Source organism: Ferdinandcohnia sp. SAFN-114, assembly GCF_059415045.1.
This window is the reverse complement of the sequence record NZ_JBPFDQ010000171.1, coordinates 1-3351: the sequence shown is the minus strand read 5'-3', so window position 1 is coordinate 3351 and position 3351 is coordinate 1. Positions and strand designations below refer to the sequence as shown.

Annotated in this window: 3 protein-coding genes; 2 read left to right on the top strand and 1 reads right to left on the bottom strand. The window is 38.4% G+C overall.

Going from position 1 to position 3351, the window contains the following annotated elements; translation table 11 throughout:
• Positions 1–323 precede the first annotated feature (323 nt).
• Together ACR65M_RS26660 and ACR65M_RS26655 are read left to right on the top strand one after the other, a co-directional pair.
• Positions 324–1166, top strand: coding sequence for an SPFH domain-containing protein (locus ACR65M_RS26660; protein ID WP_440274910.1), 843 nt, complete (start codon positions 324–326; stop codon positions 1164–1166).
• Between the two features lie 12 nt (positions 1167–1178).
• Positions 1179–1340, top strand: coding sequence for a type II toxin-antitoxin system antitoxin (locus tag ACR65M_RS26655; protein WP_440274909.1), 162 nt, complete (start codon positions 1179–1181; stop codon positions 1338–1340).
• A 404-nt stretch (positions 1341–1744) separates the two neighbouring features.
• Here ACR65M_RS26655 and glyA read toward each other — a convergent pair whose 3' ends face one another.
• Positions 1745–2986, bottom strand: a complete 1242-nt coding sequence (glyA, locus tag ACR65M_RS26650; RefSeq protein ID WP_341333248.1) for a serine hydroxymethyltransferase — start codon at positions 2984–2986, stop codon at positions 1745–1747.
• Positions 2987–3351: the final 365 nt, after the last annotated feature.

The following is a 3351-nucleotide window of genomic DNA, read 5'->3' as shown; positions in this document are numbered from 1 at the left end:
AATGTCACAATACTTATCTCAAGTATTGCCATTTTGGAGGTGTTTTATATTGTCTCACTATTTTAGGTTAGTCCATTTCCCCATCGTTCATCTCTCCTTTTTTGAGTATCGCTGTTCTTAGAATGACCATCAGCAGAAAAATTAACACCACGAACTTTATTTTTCACACTTCAATAAATTTTACAGAAAAAATAAAACATGTTCAAGGCGAAATTTAAAAATACACAGATTGAATAATTCTCAAGGAATTAATTTACAGTATTATACAAAAGTGATATCATAAAGATATAAAACATATATCTAAGTGAAATGGGGTTGATTTCATGAAAGAATCACAAGTATGGAAGCTTAATGGGTTTTTAGGCATTCTAATCATTGCCGTTTTCATTGCATTAGGTGCCGTGATGCTAATCAACACAAAAATTGTTCTAGGGATATTCTTTGTTGCCGCGGCTTTCATTCTGGCTTCTGGAATTACAATTGTCCAGCCAAATAAGGCTGGAGTTGTCATCTTTTTCGGAAAATATTTAGGGACAATTCGCGATAGTGGGATGTTTTTAACTGTTCCATTTTCACTTCGTAGAACAGTGTCTTTACGTGTAAATAACTTTAACAGTAAAAAACTTAAGGTAAACGACGTCGAAGGTAATCCAATTGAAATTGCAGCCGTTGTCGTGTACAAAGTAATTGATTCGGCAAAAGCAGTATTTGATGTTGATCACTATGAAGAGTTTGTTGAAATTCAAAGTGAAACAGCCATTCGCCATGTTGCAACTCGATATCCATATGACACTTTTGAAAATGTAGAGCTTACATTGCGCGGAAACTCTGAAGAAATTTCGAATGAATTAGCAGCAGAACTTCAAGAACGCTTAAAAGTTGCAGGCGTTCAAGTACTTGAGGCTCGCCTTACTCATCTTGCCTACTCTACTGAAATTGCCCAAGCGATGCTTCAACGTCAGCAAGCTACTGCGATTATTGCTGCTCGCCAAAAAATCGTTGAAGGAGCTGTCGGAATGGCCCAGATGGCAATCCAACAGCTTGAGCAAGACAAAACGGTTGACCTTGATGATGAGCGTAAGGTTCAAATGGTAAATAACCTACTCGTCGCCATCGTTTCCGAAAAATCCACTCAACCTGTTATCAACGCAGGTACGCTGTATTAATGAGTGACAAATATGTCTAAAAAAAAGAGTTTTCCATTACGGATGGATCCTGACCTCTATGAAATTTTGCAAAAATGGGCTGCTGATGATTTCCGCAGTGTCAACAGCCATATCGAGTTCTTGTTAAGAGAAGCAGCCAAAAAGGCAGGTCGGTTACCGAAAAGTAAACAGTAAATTGAGGTTGCGCTTGGATTTTGGTCCAAGCGCTTTTGTTTTGTGGTGATTTGTGTGGGATTTGGGGAAATGTACGGATGAATTTTTTGCTATATCGGACACAACTTCCTATATATCGGACAAACTTTTAAATATATCGGACATTCATTTGATTTTATCGGACATATTTGCTATTATTTCGGACATTCAGCTAAATATATCGGACATAAGCGGTTGAGTGGGAAAATGCAGAATAGGATTGTGCCCTAATTCGATTTAATTGCTCCCTAACTCTGAAGAATTTTCCCTATCATCGATTAATTGTGCCTCAACCCCCGAGAATTGTGACCTATCCCCAAATAATTATGACCCAAGCAAAAAAAGGCAGGACGCCCAAACAAACGGGAGTCCTGCCTTCAACTATTTTAATACTCTTTATAAAGGACAAACTTGCTAGTTAATGCTTCTACACGCGCGCTTGCTTCAGCTAACTTCGCTTCGTCTTCTGAATTTTTTAATGCAAATGCGATGATAGATGCAATTTCATCCATATCCTCTAAACCAAAACCTCTGCTTGTAACAGCAGCTGTTCCGATACGGATACCACTTGTTACAAATGGGCTTTCTGGGTCAAATGGAATCGTATTTTTATTAACTGTAATGCCGATATCATCAAGAACTTTTTCAGCTACTTTACCAGTTAAACCTAATGAACGAACATCAAGTAGTAGTAGGTGATTGTCAGTTCCACCAGATACAAGGTCTAAGCCTTCTTTTTGTAAAGAATCTGCTAGTCTTGCCGCATTGTCAACGATGTTTTTTGCATATTGTTTGAATTCATCTGTTAACGCTTCTCCGAATGCAACTGCTTTAGCAGCAATAACGTGCATTAATGGACCACCTTGGATACCAGGGAAGATGGACTTATCGATTTTCTTCGCGAATTCTTCTTTACAAAGAATCATACCACCACGTGGACCACGTAATGTCTTGTGAGTAGTAGTTGTTACGAAATCAGCATATGGAACAGGGTTCTCGTGAAGACCTGTTGCTACAAGACCTGCGATGTGAGCCATGTCTACCATTAAGTACGCGCCCACTTCGTCCGCGATTTCTCTAAACTTTTTAAAGTCAATTGCACGTGGATACGCACTCGCTCCTGCAACGATAAGCTTTGGCTTATGTTCGACAGCTTTAGCACGTACATCATCGTAATTGATTTGATGTGTTTCAGGATCTACTCCGTACTCCACGAAATTGTATTGAATTCCACTGAAGTTTACCGGACTACCATGTGTTAAATGTCCACCATGGGAAAGATTCATCCCAAGTACAGTGTCACCCTGCTCTAGGATTGTAAAGTATACAGCCATATTTGCTTGAGCCCCAGAGTGAGGCTGCACATTTACATGCTCTGCGCCAAAGATTTCCTTTGCACGGTCTCTAGCAATGTTCTCTGCTACATCCACATGCTCACAGCCACCATAGTAGCGACGGCCAGGATATCCTTCTGCATATTTGTTTGTTAAGACGGAACCTTGAGCCTCCATGACTGCTTCACTTACAAAGTTTTCAGATGCAATCAGCTCAATTTTAGTACGTTGTCGTTTTAATTCATCTTGTATTGCCTGAAATACTTGTTGATCTTGCTCCGATAAATGTTTCATTTGGAATCCTCCTTTTAATCTATTATGAATTATTCCTTTAATTTGAAAAATACTTTTCCATTGTAACACTTTTATTCGGTAGTAGGAAGATTAACTTTTAGATTCATTTTTCGTTGAAATCGCTTTAAAATAGGGTTGAACGCTGCTAACATGCGATTACTGTTGTCTTTTCTGGTTATTAAAAAAATTTAATGTTTTTTCTAAAACACGAACATTTTCCTATTTTTTGTAAAGAATCGTTCACCTATTCTTAGTCAATATAAAAAAGAGACAAGGCTCCCCCTGGCTCTTGGACTAACCTAAAATAGTGAGACAATATAAAACACCTCCAAAATGGCAATACTTGAGATAAGTATTGTGACATT